This is a genomic window from Paenibacillus kribbensis, from assembly GCF_001705305.1.
In the GTDB taxonomy this organism is placed as follows: Bacteria; Bacillota; Bacilli; order Paenibacillales; family Paenibacillaceae; genus Paenibacillus; species Paenibacillus kribbensis_B.
Window position 1 is genome coordinate 225,111 of the sequence record NZ_MCBP01000006.1, and the last position, 18,080, is coordinate 243,190.

At 45.2% G+C, this 18,080-nt stretch carries 15 protein-coding genes; 4 read left to right on the forward strand and 11 right to left on the reverse strand.

The genetic code is table 11. The annotated features are described in order from the left end of the window. Nucleotides 1-20 precede the first annotated feature (20 nt). On the reverse strand, nt 21-1,427 hold the full coding sequence (locus BAZ21_RS13770; RefSeq protein WP_068501475.1) for a HAMP domain-containing sensor histidine kinase: 1,407 nt from the start codon (nt 1,425-1,427) through the stop codon (nt 21-23). Then, a complete protein-coding gene (locus BAZ21_RS13775; protein WP_068501480.1) occupies nt 1,427-2,095 on the reverse strand; it encodes a response regulator transcription factor in 669 nt (222 codons plus the stop codon). Before BAZ21_RS13775 ends, BAZ21_RS13770 begins: the two co-directional genes overlap by 1 nt. 202 nt (nt 2,096-2,297) lie before the next feature. On the opposite strand from BAZ21_RS13775, the gene BAZ21_RS13780 reads away from it, so the two are divergent. Then, nucleotides 2,298-3,221, forward strand: coding sequence for an alkaline phosphatase family protein (locus BAZ21_RS13780; RefSeq protein WP_256021043.1), 924 nt, complete (start codon nt 2,298-2,300; stop codon nt 3,219-3,221). A 27-nt stretch (nt 3,222-3,248) separates the two neighbouring features. Beyond that, nucleotides 3,249-4,013 carry a spermidine synthase gene (locus BAZ21_RS13785; RefSeq protein WP_084011637.1) on the forward strand — a complete coding sequence of 255 codons (765 nt, stop codon included), beginning with the start codon at nt 3,249-3,251 and terminating at the stop codon, nt 4,011-4,013. A gap of 27 nt (nt 4,014-4,040) precedes the next feature. Here the strand turns inward: BAZ21_RS13785 and BAZ21_RS13790 are convergent, their stop codons facing one another. The 3 genes from BAZ21_RS13790 to BAZ21_RS13800 form a co-directional block, all read right to left on the reverse strand. Continuing rightward, nucleotides 4,041-4,733: an adenylate kinase gene (locus BAZ21_RS13790; RefSeq protein ID WP_068501488.1), complete on the reverse strand. Its 693-nt coding sequence runs from the start codon at nt 4,731-4,733 to the stop codon at nt 4,041-4,043. A gap of 59 nt (nt 4,734-4,792) precedes the next feature. Continuing rightward, complete coding sequence (locus tag BAZ21_RS13795) at nt 4,793-5,836, reverse strand: carbohydrate kinase family protein (protein WP_068501491.1); 1,044 nt, start codon at nt 5,834-5,836, stop codon at nt 4,793-4,795. 259 nt (nt 5,837-6,095) lie between these two features. After that, nucleotides 6,096-7,385 (reverse strand): glycoside hydrolase family 27 protein, encoded by a 1,290-nt coding sequence (locus BAZ21_RS13800; protein WP_068501494.1) that lies wholly within the window; start codon nt 7,383-7,385, stop codon nt 6,096-6,098. Between the two features lie 210 nt (nt 7,386-7,595). On the opposite strand from BAZ21_RS13800, the gene trhO reads away from it, so the two are divergent. Next, on the forward strand, nt 7,596-8,504 hold the full coding sequence (gene trhO, locus BAZ21_RS13805) for an oxygen-dependent tRNA uridine(34) hydroxylase TrhO (protein WP_068501498.1): 909 nt from the start codon (nt 7,596-7,598) through the stop codon (nt 8,502-8,504). Nucleotides 8,505-8,631: 127 nt separating this feature from the next. On the opposite strand, the gene BAZ21_RS13810 is transcribed toward trhO, so the two are convergent. The 3 genes from BAZ21_RS13810 to BAZ21_RS13820 are packed head-to-tail and all read right to left on the reverse strand — an operon-like array spanning nt 8,632 to nt 11,536. After that, complete coding sequence (locus BAZ21_RS13810) at nt 8,632-9,216, reverse strand: sugar O-acetyltransferase (RefSeq protein WP_068501501.1); 585 nt, start codon at nt 9,214-9,216, stop codon at nt 8,632-8,634. Between the two features lie 31 nt (nt 9,217-9,247). Beyond that, the gene (locus BAZ21_RS13815) at nt 9,248-10,447 is read right to left on the reverse strand and encodes an MFS transporter (protein ID WP_068501678.1); all 1,200 of its coding nucleotides are present in this window, start codon (nt 10,445-10,447) and stop codon (nt 9,248-9,250) included. A gap of 60 nt (nt 10,448-10,507) precedes the next feature. Then, the gene (locus BAZ21_RS13820; RefSeq protein WP_084011639.1) at nt 10,508-11,536 is read right to left on the reverse strand and encodes an ROK family protein; all 1,029 of its coding nucleotides are present in this window, start codon (nt 11,534-11,536) and stop codon (nt 10,508-10,510) included. 221 nt (nt 11,537-11,757) lie between these two features. Here BAZ21_RS13820 and BAZ21_RS13825 point away from each other — a divergent pair, with 221 nt between their 5' ends. Further along, nucleotides 11,758-12,684, forward strand: coding sequence for an AEC family transporter (locus tag BAZ21_RS13825; RefSeq protein ID WP_068501504.1), 927 nt, complete (start codon nt 11,758-11,760; stop codon nt 12,682-12,684). A 77-nt stretch (nt 12,685-12,761) separates the two neighbouring features. Here BAZ21_RS13825 and BAZ21_RS13830 read toward each other — a convergent pair whose 3' ends face one another. The 3 genes from BAZ21_RS13830 to BAZ21_RS13840 are packed head-to-tail and all read right to left on the reverse strand — an operon-like array spanning nt 12,762 to nt 17,977. Then, entirely contained in the window at nt 12,762-12,986 is a 225-nt protein-coding gene (locus tag BAZ21_RS13830) for a hypothetical protein (protein WP_043890994.1), read from the reverse strand. Between the two features lie 13 nt (nt 12,987-12,999). Then, on the reverse strand, nt 13,000-13,263 hold the full coding sequence (locus BAZ21_RS13835) for a DUF5132 domain-containing protein (RefSeq protein ID WP_068501507.1): 264 nt from the start codon (nt 13,261-13,263) through the stop codon (nt 13,000-13,002). Between the two features lie 37 nt (nt 13,264-13,300). After that, the gene (locus BAZ21_RS13840) at nt 13,301-17,977 is read right to left on the reverse strand and encodes a cation-translocating P-type ATPase (protein ID WP_068501510.1); all 4,677 of its coding nucleotides are present in this window, start codon (nt 17,975-17,977) and stop codon (nt 13,301-13,303) included. Nucleotides 17,978-18,080 lie beyond the last annotated feature (103 nt).

Here is an 18,080-nt window from a genome sequence, read left to right on the forward strand (position 1 = left end):
CTTTGATTTATCCAGTATGTTCAGACCCTGTACGCCGGCAAACAAAGCGTTACGGTTGTCCCTATATGTTCAGTACTGCTCACTCTGATGTTACCGTTATATCGCTTGACCAGCTGCTTGGCTATAGCAAGGCCCAGGCCTGTCCCCCCCTGCTCACGACTTCTGGCCTTATCTACCCGATAAAATCGGTCGAATAAATAAGGCAAGTCCTCTGCAGGAATCCCGATTCCGTAATCCGTAATATGAATAAAAACCTCGTTTTGTTCCAGCGTTCCGGTTACAAGGATTTCTTTCGAAGAGCCTGCATATTTGACGGCGTTATCCAGCACGATCAGCAATAACTGTTCCAGATGCTGCGGCGTGATATGAACCTGTACCTGTTCGAGGAGAGTTAGTTCCCCCCGGAATATCATATCAGGATGCAGCATAGTAAAATTGGTGAGCGTATATTGAATGGTGTGACTGATATCTATCGCAGGCACATCCTGTTCCAAATTTTTGGATTCAGCTCGCGTCAACTCCAGAAGATCGTTTACAATACCCTTCAATCGCTCAAGCTCCTGAACAGAAACACGAAGCGACTCGTCCAATATGGCCGGATCGTGCTTGCCCCAACGGTTCAATAAGGAGATATGACCTTCAATAATCGAAATTGGGGTGCGCAATTCATGGGAGGCATCCTCAACAAACTGTTTTTGTTGAAGGAAAGAACGCTCCAACTGATCAATCAACTCATTAAATACTTTCCCCAGATTTGACAGCTCGTCATTGTTATCGAATACTTGCACACGTTCCTCATGCAACCCTTTTTTGCGAATTCTGATCATCGTATCCGACATGGACTGAATTGGCCGCATCAATTGGCGTGAAAGAAAAATCCCTCCCAAGGCGCTTAATATAATCGCTCCTATACCGCCTGCAATCATGACACCTTTTATTTTGTCACTAATCTTCTCTATATTTTCCATGTTGTTTATAATTTCAATGGTTCCGCTAAAGTGATCTGAATTCAACGGACTTCGCATAATCAAGACCTGATCCTCCAGATGCCAGGCAGTCATAATCTGGGTGCTATGTGTTGTTTGGGGCAGGAACCAATCCTCAGGCAGCTCGTTGCTGACGCTGAGCAGTGGAACCCCCTGCTGATTCAAAATGCGGATCATTTGATGCCGATCATTCAAATTCTCAACAAAACGTCGACTGTTCACTATTTCCTGAGCAGACAAGTGTTTTTCCTGCAAAAGGGTTTGGAGTTCGTTCATACTTTTGCGGATACTCACTTTTCCCTCACTGACCATCCACTGATTAATCGTAAAATATTGGACACCATTATACAAAACAAACAAAATACATAACAGCAACGAAGACCACACCGCCAATTTCCAACGGATGGGCAGCCGGGAGAATAGGGTTCTTAGCGTTGCCATTATCGAATCACATACCCTAATCCGCGTAATGTCTGTATAAAGCTTGGTTCTCCAGGCTCGTCGATTTTGCTACGCAAGTAACGAATATATACGTCGACGACATTCGTTTCGACCTCCGAATCATAACCCCATATAAGCTCCAGCAGTCTCTCCCGAGTCATGACGCGTCCGATGTTATGCATCAATATGGACAGCAGATCAAATTCACGCTTCGTCAATTCAATCATCTGTTGGTCTTTTGTCAAAATACGCGCTTCGCTATCCAGCACCAGCCCGTTGTAAGTAATTTGCTTGGAATCTTCAACAAATCCACTGCGCCGAAGCAAAGAACGCATCCGGGCCAGAAGTTCCTCAATGGCAAAAGGCTTTGGGATATAATCATCGGCTCCACTGTCCAGTCCCATCACTTTGTCCATCACACCGTCCCTTGCAGTTAGCATAATGATCGGGGTTTGCTTTGTTTTGCGAATCCGCCGGCACACTTCAATTCCATTGATGCCTGGTAGCATTAAATCCAGCAGAATGATGTCCCATTCCTCGCTTAACGCAGACTCCAACCCTTTCCGCCCCTCGTACTCGACAGTCACCTCGTAAGATTCATGCTTTAGTTCAAGCTCAATGAAACGGGCCAAGTTTTTCTCATCCTCAATCAGGAGTATCTTTTTCATAGCTTTCCTTTCCAGGCGCAAGAGCGTCTTTTTCCAAACGCTTGATATAGAAATCAGTTTACTCTATGTACATTAAAAAATAATGATCTTTTCAATTTATTTTTCTCATGATATTTTAATGTGTCCTGTGTAAGCTGGATCATGACTCTATGAACATGGCTCTGTTAGCCGTTCATCATGAAAGAAGGTTGTATTCTTGAAAATGAAAACACTGATAACCGCCATCACTCTATCGGCAGCTTTCTGTATGTTGTCTCACGTCGGCTGGTTTACTGTCCGCTCTGATGCTAAGGCCGTTCAATCCACAGCCTGGGCTGACTCCTCTGTAAAGGTTAAAGCATCTCAGGCCAGTACTGTCAAATCCCCGCAACGTATTGACCATATCGTCATTGTGATAGAAGAAAATCATTCGTCGAAAAAAATCTCAGGCAATCCCTCCGCCCCATATATGAACGACTTGATGAAAAAAGGTGTCAATCTGATGAATCATTATGCGATTGAACATCCAAGTCAACCGAACTACCTGGATTTATTTGCCGGTTCCAATCAGGGCGTCCACAATGATTTGGCTCCAAAGAAAATGAACACCAGCAATCTGGCTTTGCAGCTTATACAGCATGGATATACGTTTGGGGGTTACTCGGAGGGGCTGCCTCAGACCGGATTTACCGGTCCATATGATCTGAAAACCCTGTATGCACGTAAACATAACCCGTGGGTGAATTTCACCAATCTGCCTGCTTCAATCAATATGCCTTTGACCAGCTTTCCACAAAACTTTAATCAACTGCCGACGGTTTCTTTTGTCATTCCCAATCTGAACCACGATATGCACGACGGTACGATCCGGGAAGCAGATCAATGGCTACAGGCCCACTTATCCTCTTATGCTCGTTGGGCACCGCAGCATAACAGCCTTTTGGTTATAACATGGGATGAAGATGATATGAGCAGCAAAAACAAAATTCCGACTGTGATCATAGGCGCTCATTTGAAAAATGGCCCCTACAATGAGAAAAGCAATCATTTTTCCATGCTGCGCATGATTGAACAATTATACGGATTGGATTTGCTCGGCAAGAGCAGAACGGCCCCGCCGCTTAATATATGGACATCAGGCTCATAAATGTCTAATATGAGGGTGAAGTATGACTTGAAGGAGATTAATCACTTGGATGTATTGTATAGCAAACGCAGTAATAACCATGAAATCACGGTGTACGACACCTCGGAACTATACGGTGAAAAGGGTTCATTCCGTGTCATGCAATTTTCGAATGCAGCGATTCAAGGTGCTTTGGATTTGAATGATCCGCAGCGTATTCTGTTTGAATACCCGCGAGCTATCATCCATCTGATGGAGCTGAACGATCCTTCGTTCGAGGACGTATTTGTGATCGGGCATGGAATTGGAACGATTGCTCGTCATTTTACAGAAAAAAACTTTAGAATTGCAGAGCTGGATGCCCTGGTCGTGAAGTTAAGCCAGCTCTTCTTTGGATACGATAAAGACAATGTGACGATTGGGGATGGACGTCGCATTTTGGAGCAGGAGGCATCGGACGCTTATGACTATATTATTTTGGATGCCTTCACGGAGCAGGGTACGCCACTGCATTTGGTATCCAGAGAATTTTTTAAGCTGGTCAAAGAAAAGCTGGATACCGAGGGCTCTATCATCATGAACTTAATGGGTAAAAGTGAACACGATCACGTGATAAATGCTATTCATACGACATTGTGTGAGGAGTTCGCTTATGTTACTGCTTTTTCATTACCCTCGGAAGGCGCTGCTGATATTCAAAATATTATCATCATCGGCCGGCACAAACCGATCCGATTTCAGACACGTCAAATGGCCGGCTTCTACGAGATTACACTTGGTGAAGGTCATATTTTACGAGACACTGATGCTTGAATATCCAAAATCCGTCTGCTTGCTTCTCTAATGTGAATCGTCTCCCTGTTGTATCCAGAGAGATGAACGATATTTGGATTTCAAAATAATCAAACTGCGTTGGCTGCCATATTGCATAATGGACGGCCAAATTTTAGGTCGTACACGTCTGCGAAACCCCAAAACAAAGCGGACAAACCGAGGCGAAATGTCCCAAATACGGACCGCTTCCTGCTCTATTTCTTCGGGCAGCTCCTTAGAGAAAAGAAAGCGATTAAGCGATCGTGTAATTACTCCTGTTATCGCCTCAATCGTACTAACATCCATTACAATGATCGTGTCAGAGCGCTGGAGCCGCTCGGTAAAATAATAATCATGATAATTCCCTTCAATGATCCATTCTTCCTTTTCGAGCACTTCTTCCAACTGTTTGAGAAATTGTTTGTCCGTGCTCCGCTGCCACTCCGGTCCCCAATACAAATCATCCATAGAGATGTACGGCAAATGAGTCCGTTTGGAAAGGCGTTTGGCCAAAAAGGTTTTGCCGCTCCCTGGCGAACCGATCACGCTAATACGTTTGGCGTGCCGCACAGCAAGAATTTCGTCATCCAGCCTCCGATGCAGGCGCAGCATTGGGTACATCATTCGATAAAGCAAACCTGCCACGAACGAACCTCCCTTTAAAAACAAATACAGGAGGAACAGCGGCAAAAAAACGATGGCGTATTTCATATTGTTCATCAATCGACCTGCTCCTTTTACAGTTTCAGCACCAAAAGTAGGTTAGATTCTCTTTTTATTTATGTATCTTTCTCCTTAAAATACATACATTTATAAAACATAAACTTTTGCGAATGTATGCCGTACAACTGTTTAAACATGGAATGCAGCTTATTCAGAGATAGAGTCTCTGAAACCGTCCGATCCGTTTGAATAGTTAAGGCGGCACAACTGATTCCGAATTGGCACACCTGCTCCATAGGGTATCCTTGGATAATTCCATATATCATTCCGGCAATAAAGGCATCTTCTCCACCCGTTACATCAATAACTTCCGAAATGTATTGTATGGAAATTTGTGCATGAGTTCCATCCTGAGAGGCAAATAAAACACTGTCCACTCCCCGGAAAAGAATTACATTTTGAACTCCAAGTTGATGAAAAATTCGGGCTGCGTCCATTAGTTGCTGATCATCCGTAAATTGCATCCCCAAATAGGCTTCAGCTTCCATATGATTGCATACCATCCAATCCACTCCATGCAAATTTCGGGGAAGTCTGCTCATTTTGGAGGCTGATACCGAAGAAATAACAAGCGGGACCCGATGTTCATTGCATATTCGTATGGTGGAAGCAATTACACTCATAGGGAAATTAGTGTCCAAAAACACCAGTCGGGATGCGGTGATTAAGGGGATATTCCCAAGGATGGCTGAAGGACGAATCTGATCATAAATCTCCATCTCTGCTGTCGCTACAACCAGCTCACCATGCTCGTCCAGCACAGCAGTGTAAACCCCGGTTGACGGTTCTCCCTTGACCTGCAAAGGAATCACATTCATGTAAAGTCTGGATTGCTCAACTATAAATTCACCTTCCGCATCATCGCCAACTGCGGTTAACAGGCTGACCTGCTGGCTGAGCCTCCCCAAATTTTCGGCTACATTGCGAGCCACTCCACCACAGGATTGCCGCCTGGCATTGCTCGGATTGGAGGTGTGAAGCTGAAATGCACCTTTAACCTTAATTTTGCGGTCTAAATTGGCTCCCCCGATGCATAGTATTTGTTGTTTAGTGGGCCAAGGCTCGTCCAGTTCATTTTTGCGGCTTAGTTTTAATTTCATCATTTGACCCCTTTCGCGAGTCTGCTCGCGCTGGTTGTTTTTAATTTGTAAAGCAATGAATTAGATTTTATAGAAAATAGGTACTTACTAAAATTAACACGTTCCAAATGTCGAATTCCCAAGAACCATGTCGAATACCTTAAAATAAACTGAAAATGCATCTACTCTCTACAACAAAAAAATCACTCTATCGTAAAAGCCATCCATTACGATAGGGTGATTTAATTAAAATACTGATTATATCCTTCGTTACAGCATACTATTTTAAAATAAACAGTGCGGCTCCATGAGGTGGTAAATCTGTGGACAATTCTTGATCCAACGCGCCTAAATCCACATGATTCCATAAATCTCTGGCACTTGCCTGCCCTTTAATACCAAGGTCTTTTAACGATAAACGGACCTTCGAAGCTTCATCTCCAGCATTAAATAAAGCCGCATATACATGACCTTCCTCGTTATGCGAAGTCCAAACGATATGATCTTCCTTTCTGTAAACCTGCCGCGCACCCATACCGTTGCGATGAGCCTCCAGTACTTCTTCATTAGTCAACAGCGAAAGTGTCCATGCATCATTATCCCGCAGTTCTCCTCCGAACATCAGCGGGGACCGGAAAATGCTCCACAAGGTCATCATGGTCAGCTGCTCATCTTTGGTAAAGCGTGTCCAGCGGTCATGGCTGCCGGACTCTACCGAATCTACCGAACGAATACCCAGATGACCCAGCGGCAGCATGTCGCAATCCGGCCAGTGACCCGAACCCACATGTTCTGCCCACTTCTCACAGCGCTCAAACATACCATATAATAAAGGCCACACATCCCAGAAATCGTCAGTCATACGCCACATATTAGCGTTTGCAATAAGCTCTGATGCATGCTCCAGCGGTGCAGGACCAGGAGACAGACTCAATACCATCGGACGTCCGCACCCAGCAATAGCCCGCCTGATCAATTCAATCTCTGCCAAATGAATACCGTAGAGACGGGACGCAGCAATGTCATCGACTTTGACAAAATCAACTCCCCATTCCGCATACAGGTCAAACAACGAGTTATAGTACTCCTGCGCGCCTTCCTTGGATGCATCCACCCCATACATATCTGTATTCCAAGGACAAATAGAGTTGGTATGCGCAATTTGTCTGGCCGTTGCCGTAGTTCCCAGGATCGGTGTATCCTGATGCACCGCTTGTCGGGGAATCCCTCGCATGATATGTATGCCAAATTTCAAGCCAAGACTGTGTACATATTCCGCCAGAGCCTGGAAGCCGCGTCCATCTGCTGCCGATGGAAAACGATTGACCGCAGGAATCAAACGTGAATATGAGTCCATTTCCAAAGGCACAAACGGACGATACTGTGAAGATACAGCTCCTGACTCATACCACTGGATATCCACCACAACATATTCCCAACCATATTTTTTCAAATGCTCCGCCATATATTGAGCGTTCCCTCGTACTTCCTCTTCCCGTACCGCCGCACCATAACAATCCCAGCTATTCCACCCCATAGGCGGTGTATGCGCTACCAAATGATGTTGCATTCCCATTCATCCTTTCATCTCATTGAACTCATTCAGCTACCGAAATTCACCTATCACTATGACTCTATTATAATGTAACCCCTTACTTTTGTCGCTTGTCATCTTTTACATTTCCACTTTTTATACATTTATGTTGACTAAGTTAAAGAATGTGATACATTTAAAATTGGTTGTTAAAAAACTTTGACTTGAATCAGAGGGTGATTTTACATGTGTGAACATGCTTATCGAATTTTGTTGTTTTATAAATATGTAAGTATTGAAGATCCTGCTGCCTTTACGGCAGAGCATCTGGCTTACTGCAAGGAACTGGGCGTCAAGGGAAGAATCTTGATTGCCGGGGAAGGTATGAACGGAACATTGTCTGGTACGGTAGAGCAAACGGAGCAGTATATTCGTGATTTGCGCGCCAATCCGAAATTCCACGATATCGTTTTTAAAATAGATGAATCTGACGGTCATGCGTTCAAGAAAATATTTGTGCGTCATCGTCAGGAGCTTGTTACGCTGCGTCATGAGGATGAGCTCGATCCTAATGAAATTAGTGGCAAGCGTTTGTCACCAAAGGAGTTTTATGAGCAGCTTCAAGATGAGGATGTAGTTGTACTGGACGGTCGTAACGACTATGAATATGATATCGGTCATTTCCGCGGAGCTATTCGCCCGGAAGTTGAGTCGTTCCGTGAATTTCCGCAGTGGATTCGTGATCATATGAGTCAGTTTAAAGACAAGAAAATCCTGACGTATTGCACCGGAGGTATTCGTTGCGAAAAGCTGTCCGGTCTTCTGATCAAAGAAGGCTTTAACGATGTAGCCCAGCTGGATGGCGGCATTGTGACTTACAGCAAGGACCCGGAAGTACAAGGACGTTTGTTTGATGGCAAATGCTATGTGTTTGACGAACGGATTTCGATTCCGATCAACCATACTGATGAAGACGTTATTGTCGGCAAGTGCTTCCATTGCGAAACACCAAACGATCATTATATCAACTGTCCAGTGTGCAATCTCCAGCATATCGTATGTCCTGACTGCGAAGAGCAGCATCAGCACTATTGCTCTGACGAGTGCCGGACCAAAGCCTCCTCGGAAAATAAAGTATTAGGTTCAACTGCCTGATATTCAGGGCTTTAAGGAAAGAAATATCCTCAGCCTTTGTAATTATATATTAGAATGGCTCTAAAAATGAAACAGCGGCGTACCAGGACTTGAAAAATAAAGCCTTGGTACGCCGCTGTTTTTATGCTCATCTCTCTGTTAACGAGCCATTGTCAATTTGCTTGATAACCCTAGCAGGGTTACCACCTACAACCACATTATCAGGAACATCCTTTGTAACCACTGATCCAGAAGCAACAACCACATTATTGCCTATTTTTACACCGGGGTTGATAACTGATCGCCCACCGATCCATACGTTATGACCGATCGTAACCGGCTTGCCAAATTCCGCTCCGGTATTTCTTTCCTGAGCCTCCAAGGGGTGAGCCGCGGTATAGATATGTACGCCTGGAGCCAGAAAGCAGTTGTCGCCTATACGAATTTCACACACGTCAAGAAACACACAATCAAAATTCGCATAGAAGTTCTCACCGATATGAATATTATAGCCATAATCACAGTGGAACGATGGTTCTATATAAAAATTCTTGCCCGTTGATCCGAGCAGCTCCGTTAGAAGCTCTATTCTTTGCTCATCATCTGTTTCAAGTGACTGATTGAACAATCGTGTCAATCTCCGAGCGTTCAAGCGTTCCTTCACCAGCTCTGGATCAGACCCATAATAAAGTTCACCACTTAGCATCTTTTCTTTTTCGGTTTTTGTTTGCATAATAATGTTCCTTTCGTAAAAAAATGCTTGCCTAAATGATTTCTTTTCGCTTGAACAAATAAATATATAAAATAATACCGGTAACCGCGCATAACGCTGCACATAAACCTATAACTCCATATCCAGCCTGAAGTCCGCGAAGCAGTCCTACTTGTGAATTTTCGCCGAAATGCCTCTTAACGATTTCGATTACTCCCCCAATTAGATAATTACCGATAACACTGCCTAATCCCATAAGTGTAACCGTAATTGTAATGGCTGCATCGCTTCCGTTCGGGTATCTTCTGGCTATAAAAGCCATAACTGTCGGATAGATCATTGCAATACCTACACCAGCGGCAGCAAATAGGAAGGCTAAGCGTTCTCCGCCCACAATTGCGGCAAACGTGCATACGGCTGAAAATCCCGAAAATATAATCAGTGATAATGTAAACCCGATTTTATCGGTGAACGAGCCTAGCAAAAGTCGTGCAAGCGCAAAGCATAAGAAAAAGGCAGACAGCATTCCTGAAGCCGTAACCGTGTCCCAGTTGTAAGCCTTTTCTAGAAAGTTAACAAGCCATCCACCGACCGCCAGTTCTGATACGACACCAAAAGAAAGAATGAGAACCATAAACCATAAAACAGGGTCCATCAGCAAAACTTTTAAAGGAACACGTTCCTCATGCTGAATATCATCTCCCGGAAAAGTGCTGAACAACGCAAAAATGATCGGCAATATCGACAATAACAGCATAACGAGATACATTCCGCGCCAGTCCAGCGTATAACCATTGACCGTAACTTCCATCAGACCTGTCGCGATCAGCGGAGCGACTGTCGAGCTAAGACCGTAAAAACCATGGCTCAAATTCATCATCGTTCCCGTGTTTTTCACAAAGATACGCGCACCAAGAATGGCTAATCCAATCTCCAGCATTCCATTTCCGATGTACATCAGGAAGTAAGAGGCTGAAAACATGGAATAGTGATGCGAGAAAAAAATGAGTATACCTGAGACAGCCATTACCGCAAAAGCCGTGACCGTTACCACCCTAATTCCCCATAGCCTGGTTAAATATGCCGTAAAGGAGCAAGCGATCAAATAGCCAAGGGCATTCAGGGATAATAAGGTGCCAAGCTGCGATTCATTCAGCATAAAGTCAAATTGTATGCGCGGAATAGCCGGTCCTTTAATATTTTCCGAAAACCCGAAAATGACGAAGCCTAAAAATATTGTAGCCAATTGCATGGCATATATCTTGTTGAATGTGCCTGTACGCTTCTGCACTCTTTGCCTTCTCCTTATTCGTTATCTTTTTTCAATGACTTGCAGTCGGTAGGTTAAGCTTTCCAAGGTTGCTGTCACCATGCCTTTCATGTATTCCCGGTACGTATCGTTTTGAATGAAAAGCTGAGGCATATGCTCTTGCGGAATATCCTTTATACAGCCCATATAAAGCTCGTCTAGCTGAGTCTCACGGGGAAGCTCACCTGTAATCGCAATAGTTACCGGGTTAATAATGGCAATGATCGAGGTTAGTGTATTTACAGCCAATCGTACAAAGCCCTCATCGGTATGCAATTGCCGCAGCTGCTCCTCGCGTGTCATTCCAAAAGGTAAAAAAGAAACTTCGCCGCCGAATTTCGTGTTACCGGATAATATGTGCCCGTCAACGATAAAACCGGCACCGGGAAAATGGTTTTTGGGAAACGTAACGACGGCAAACGTCTTTTCTTCTTCGAAATTTTGTAAATGATAAAAACCGTAAACCGTCATATTCATGTCGTTTTCAATGGTGACTGACACTTCATATTTTTCTTCAAAATAGGGCCCTAACGGTTTGCCTGCAAGGTCTGGAACATCGCAAACGCCGATTACTCCGCGATGGACGACGCCGGGTATTCCAATGCCGATTGCCTGTACATTACCGTTTTCGCCTACAAGTTTTTCGATCAGCCCATCAATCACTTCGACGTCGATATGTTGAAGTTCCAGAGTTGTCTCTTTGACGGTCTCGCCGACCAGATTCACGATACTGTAACTGATGGAGTGAATGCCTCCTTCCGTCTTGACAAGCAAACAAACGACGCAGCCAAAGTCGGCGTTATACTTATATTGTTTGGCAGGTCTGCCGCCACTTGCTCCATCTGACTCCATCTCAATAACTTCGCCAACAGCGACAAGTTCGTTTAATATGGTACCGCATGTGGCTACACTTAGCTTGGTCAGGCTTGCAATCGACGCTTTCGTTCCAATTTCCTGCGCTTTTAACGCATTTTTCACTAGTTCTACGTTCATTTTTTTGAGTTGAATCGTATTGTGTGTAACAGGCTGCACGTTCTCATCCCTTTAATTAATACTTTTTATAACTCATTTAATAAATGGAGTATAACGTTCCTTGTTCGTGAAGTCAATATTCTACTCGGTGCATGCTTAGAATAACTGCCAAAAGCTTCATAGTATGTACCTATAAGCTTGATCGGATTTACATCATGGACGAGCTCGAAAGCTGCATCTTATAATGATAAATGTTCATACAGAAAGGATGAGTGGATTTTATGATTCAAATTGTACTCTCAACACTTTTATCCGTTATCGTTCCGCTGTCCATACCGGTGATTTCCGGGTTTTTGCTCGGCAAATTCATGAAGCTGGAAACCAAACCGCTGTCGACGTTATACTTATACTTTTTAAGTCCTGCGATGATTCTGGACACGCTGCTCAAGGCACAGCTTTCCCTGCATGATGTGGCGCAGACTGCCGCCTTTTCGATATTGAATCTGCTGCTGTTATGGGGAATTGCTCAATTGGCAGGAAAAATCTTCAAGCTAAGCACCCCGGAAACGGCCGGACTTACCCTAATCTCCACGCTGACCAATAGTGCGAATTATGGGCTGCCGCTCATTTTACTTGCCTTTGGGCAGCTTGGATTGGATAAAGCCTCTGTGTATGTGGTCATACAGATGATTCTGGTCAATACTCTTGGAGTTTATTTTGCAGCCCGCTCTGAATTTTCCATTCAAAGTGCCGTTAAGTCGGTATTCTCACTGCCTGCGATCTATGCAGCTATACTTGCCCTGGGGCTTCGTCTGCTGGATTGGCATTTGCCCTCCGGCATTCAATCAGGCGTCTCTATGATTGCTGCGGCCTATTCTCCGGTCGTGCTGGCGATCCTTGGCACCCAGATGGCTTATGTGAAAATATTCAAGCTGGAGCCGTCCATTAAAAAAGCCAGCTACGCAGGACTCATCATCCGGCTTCTGCTCTCTCCGCTTTCGGCCTATCTTGCCATGCTGATACTGGGGATATCAGACCTTTTGTTCTCCGTGCTCTTTATTCTGGCCTCCATGCCGGTTGCCGTGAATGCGGTCATCTTAGCAGAAAAATTTAATGCATCGCCCAAACTGGTATCCACCTGCATCCTGTGGAGCACGATCGCCTCATTCCTGATTTTGCCTATTCTCATTATGATCGTAGCAGGATAGCTAGAAAAAAAAGACGCTTTATCGTGTAGATAATCCAGTATGCAGCCTGTTGTCGACTCCAGGCTGCATACAATCCATTAGCGTATTCGTGGAAAACTGATCCAGCCCAGCAGATTTAATCTTGATTTTTTTCCCTTTTCCCGGATTTGTCCCATAAATTCCCCGAGAAATTGTTCCCACTTTAAACCTATTTCTTTTTTCGTGCTATCGTTTTCAAGCACGCATCTTACGCTTTGGTTTAAGGCCGATTCCAGGTGCGTTAAGGCTTCGCGTAAATGATTATCTATATTTTGTTCGTTCATCTATCCGTTCTCCTCACTTTTGGGTATCGTCAAGCAATGAGATTTCTTGGTCGAGCTGTTTTTTCATTCTTTCAAATTGGGCTTCGGCAATGATATCTTCTACTTCCTCCCGTGCTAATTGAATGTAAGATTTGCCCCGGTTGATCAAGTCGGCTCCGCCTTGCATGCCAGCTTCGGCAAGAGGACGGAAAGTAGTTTTAGCAATGGGAAGCAAAGCGGAAGCGGCAAAGGCGAGCGCAGTGCCGATAACCATTTTTTTAAAGCTATTTTGCAGCATCGTGATCCTCCTTGTAATTAAGTATTACTGCGGCTGATTAAGCCGCAGCGTAGGTGTTGTTTGCAGAGTCATCCTCACTTGTCTGATTTTTTGAAATCAAAGCCAAAATCGGTTTGGACAAAAGAGATACCGATCCGGCTACGCCAAGGATAGGAATCCAATATTTCAGCGGCAGACGGGCGGTGTGGAAAAACCCGGCCAATGGCGGGATATACAAGGCTCCTAGTAGAGCCAGCCAGGAAATGCAGAGAGCCCCGATCAGAAAGCGATCTTTTGTCCAATCGCGCACTGTTTCTTCAGAGCCTTCCTGTCGCCACGAAAAGGTTTGTATCAATTGCCCTGCGACCAATGTTGCAAAAGCAACGCTTTGAGCCACAGGCATTGGAGCACCAACTGCAAGGCTTGCGGCAAATAGGCCGAGCGATCCCAATCCCAGCAGAACCCCTCTTGTAATCACTTTCCGGTACAGGTCTTTATCGATGAAATCCGTTCGTTTCTGCTGCTTTGTTTTCTGGCCTGGATTTACAGCAAGAACCATTGCCGGTAAAGCATCAGTCAACAAATTCATCAGCAGAATTTGAATAGGAACCAAAGGAATCGGCAATCCGACCATCACGGCGACGCTGGTGACGATGATCTCTGCCAGATTTCCGGTTAATAAACAGCCGAGTGCCTTACGAATATTTCCAATAATTGTTCGGCCTTCTTTAACCCCCTCCAGAATCGTGCCGAAATGATCTTCCGTTAGCACCATATCCGCAGTTTCCTTCGTTACTTCCGTTCCTGTTCTTCCCATTGCGATACCAACGTTGGCTTGTTTGATAGCAGGCGTATCGTTGACGCCATCGCCAGTCATGGCAACGATTTGCCCTCGTTTTTGCAGCGCTGTTACAATGCGAAGCTTGTGCTCAGGCGTGACCCGGGCAAAAATGGATACTTGCTCCACAATTTCGCTCAACTCTTCGTCTGATAAACGGTCAAGCTCATGCCCGGTTACCACACTCTGCGCATCACTGTTAATTCCGAGTTGCTTCGCGATGGCAATGGCGGTAATCGGGTGGTCGCCTGTGATCATCACAGGTTTTAGCCCGAGTGCAAAAGCCTCCTGAATATTTTGTTCTACTTCAGGCTTGGGTGGGTCCATCATGCCAGCCATACCGACATAAATTAATTCATGTTCGTCATCAATGGACTCGTTGTCGATGCTCTCATCGAGAGGTCGATACGCGAAAGCAAGCACACGAAGTGCTGCGGCTGAAAAATTTTCATTTTGCTGTACAATGTGCTGCTTCTGTTCTTCGGATAGAGGCAATATCTCCCCGTTTTTTTGATATCGATTGCAATGGCGGAGAATCGTCTCAACGGCTCCTTTGGAAAAGAGATAGCATTCCTGCTCCGCCTGAACATCCTTGCAAACCACGCTCATTTTCGCGGTTTTAGAATCAAATGGAATTTCATGCCCACGATGCCAGTGGGTCATATCGTCAAGCCACAGTCCGTTTTTGGCGGCAAGCGTCAAAAGCGCGCCCTCAGTCGGGTCCCCTTTGGTCAGCCACTGTCCTTCCTGCTGCTCAAGCTTGCTGTTATTGCATAGCAAGCAGATTTGCAGCAAGCGAGTCAAATCAGGATGGGTTGAGGGGTCTTCACAACTTTCTACATTATTGAGCTCTGCAGCTGCAGCGGCAGCCTCGGAAGCTAGCTCCTCCAATGCTCCCGTCGGTTCGTAGCCATCGCCTGTTACAGTCCACGCGTGATCCGCGGTAGAGAGCGCTTTTACTGTCATTTCATTTTTGGTTAATGTACCAGTCTTGTCTGTGCAAATAACCGTAGTCCTTCCTAATGTTTCCAATGAGGAAAGTTTTCGGATCAGCGCGTTTTTCTTCGCCATACGGAATATGCCTGCGCTGAGAGCAATGGTGATGGTAACCGGAAGCCCTTCAGGGATGGCAGAAGCCGCCAGCGTGATCGAAGTCGAAATGATTTGTGGAAAAGGGATGCCACGGAGCATACCAATTGCAAATACGATTCCTCCCACGATGAGAGCGCCTTTCACAAATTTTTTGCTAATTGACGTTACTTTTTCCTGTAAAGGGGTTACTTCTTTTTCATCCTGCTTTAAAAGCGACATTAAATGCCCCATCTCAGTATTCATTCCGGTTTGTACAACAATACCTATTCCCTTGCCTCCGCACACGTCGGTTCCCATGAAGAGCATGTTGGTTCGCTCAGATAAAGCACAATCCTCTGAGAGAGATGACTCATTCTTTTCGACGGGAAGAGATTCCCCAGTCAGGGCCGACTCGTTGACGCTCATGTTCCATGAGTTGATCAACCGAATATCGGCTGGAACGCGATCCCCTGCTTCCAGGGTAACGATATCGCCAGGCACCAATTCCACAGCGTTTAGCTCTACGTGCTGGCCTTGTCTGATGACTTTACATACCGGGGATTGAAATTGATTCAGCTTGTCCACAACTTTTTCCGCTTTGCGTTCCTGAATCGTACCAATTGCGGCATTCGCGAGCAGGATTGCCCCCATTGCAAGTCCATCAAATAATCCCCCCGTAAGAAAGGCGAGTGCACTTGTGCCAAGGAGGATCAGAGTTGTGAATTCCTTGAATTGACCCAAATATGCAATGAGCCAAGGAGTAGGTTTTTTACTTTCAAGCTGATTTGAGCCATATTGGGTTCTCATAGAAAGAACCTGATCAGACGTCAACCCGTTTTGCAGGTTTGTTTGAAACTTCGTGAAAATCTGTTCGTTAGGCAGTTGATGCCAGGCAAAAGCTTCGGAAGCGACCGCAGCCTCGTCCTTATACGCCATTTCCGGTGAAGCTGCCAAGGCTTCACTCCTGCTTTTCGTTCTGGACATAAACACAAGCGATAAAGCATCACCGATCAAATTGACCGCTGGGGCACTAATCATGCCTAATGTAGCAACAGCAGACCCGAAAATGTTCCATTTTTTAGCGATTAAAGCATGCTCGTTTACGATTTGCTCTGTTTTCTCGGCGTACAGAGCACTTTCCAGAATAGGTTGCAGCTCATGAATGGAAATCGTCTGGATTCCAGCTTCTTTATAAAACTCATTGAGCGGATTTTGCTCCAGACCGGTGACAAATAAAACCTCTTCGCCTTGCTGCTTGAGCACTGCGATCCGTTCAATCACTTCGCCTTGTTCAAAAGATGACCAGCTTGTATCTACGCCGTATTGCGAAAGCTCGTCAGCACTGATATGTAGGCTGTTATGCAACACTCCAAGCCTCCAGCCTTTTTCTCTGAATGAAAAGGCGGCAGAGCTGTATTCGTTGAATGTTGATTGCCGATGTCTGGCAATTAACCCAAGACATTCGCCTTTGACATTTCCCTGACTTCCGACCAAAAGAACATCGTATTCTTTTCTTTCAAGCCTCTTTGATTTAAGCTCATAGGTACTGCAATCAATACCGTGCTCCTCCATATATTTGTAGCTGCCAATGATAATCTGTCTATCATTGACTTTTCCTTTTATCCCCTGCGACTCTTCTTCCACATGAAAAGCAGTGCGGATCGTCCGGCAAGTTCGTTTCGCCTTGCTGAACACCTCTTCTTTCCATGGATGTTCTGTTTTCTCCATTAATGAAGCCGCCAAACATATCACTTTATCCGCATCTTGCTCCTTCTCCGCCATGCATTGAATTTCCTCAATCTCTGAACGGTTAAACAGAAGTGACGAATCTTCGAATAAAATCGTTTTCGTTCGAGCGAGTTGAGATAATGATCCTTTTTCCGGAACTACGTATTTTCTTTCTTCTGAAACGAGCTCAGCCTGTTTCCAGGCATATTGGGCAGGTACAGTAATTACCCGTGGATTTGCTGCCAGAAGCACGGCGATTGCACGAAACGGATTCCGGGTAACGGCCCAGGTCATTCCGGCTGCAATTAAACCCAGTCTACCTGCTTTATCGCTATATGCTTGAATTTCCGGTGACAAGGAAGCCTCTTGCTGGCCATTTAATTCAGAACGACTTCGCTTCCAGTTCACATATTGCAAAATACTGATTCCGGCAAGCACTACAAGATTTTCGCGCATAAGCGCAAGAGCGAGAGCGCTTGTACCTAAAATGAGATCCGAGTTTAGTTTTTTCTTGTTCGAATAGGCCTGGATTCCTCGTTTGAGAAAAGGGTAGCCGGTTACGACAGATACGAGCGCCGATAAATAGAACGGCGCCGGACTTCTTGCCAGGGCTGAACGTCCGAAAAAGACCTGCTTGATTCCCAGCACGGCTAAACCGCCCATGGAAACAGCCAACGCAATGGGGACTTTTTCTCTTGGCTCGCCCGTATTGGCCTTAGGCGTCGTAGGGATAATCGGCAGATCACAAGGAATATCCAATTCAGCCTGAGCAGCGGCAGCTTCTCGTTTCGCTTCCTTCGACCCGGTAACCTCGTTGTGGATATCCGGGCGGGCTGTTAGATTGGCCGAACAGATCCGATCTTCTGTTTCACGGAGTATATGGAAAATGTCCTGCTCAGACACAAGTTTTACATCGTAAAGGAGCAGCACTCTGCCCGTCACTGTACAGGGTTCCGCTTTGTAAATTCCACTACAAGCGGACAGAGTTTTGGCTAAAAGCTCTGCGGCAGCTTTGCTTCCTTTCAAGCCGTGAATTTCCATCCGTATCCTTCCTGGCAGAACATGAAGGAACCTGTTTTTGTTTCGCAGCGATACCATATCTAACCTCCCTTTTCCATAATTAAAAAATCAACTTTACTTATGATTAACAATAGCTAGCAAAATATGCATTTTGTTTTCCGTATGTAAACCGGTATAAAAA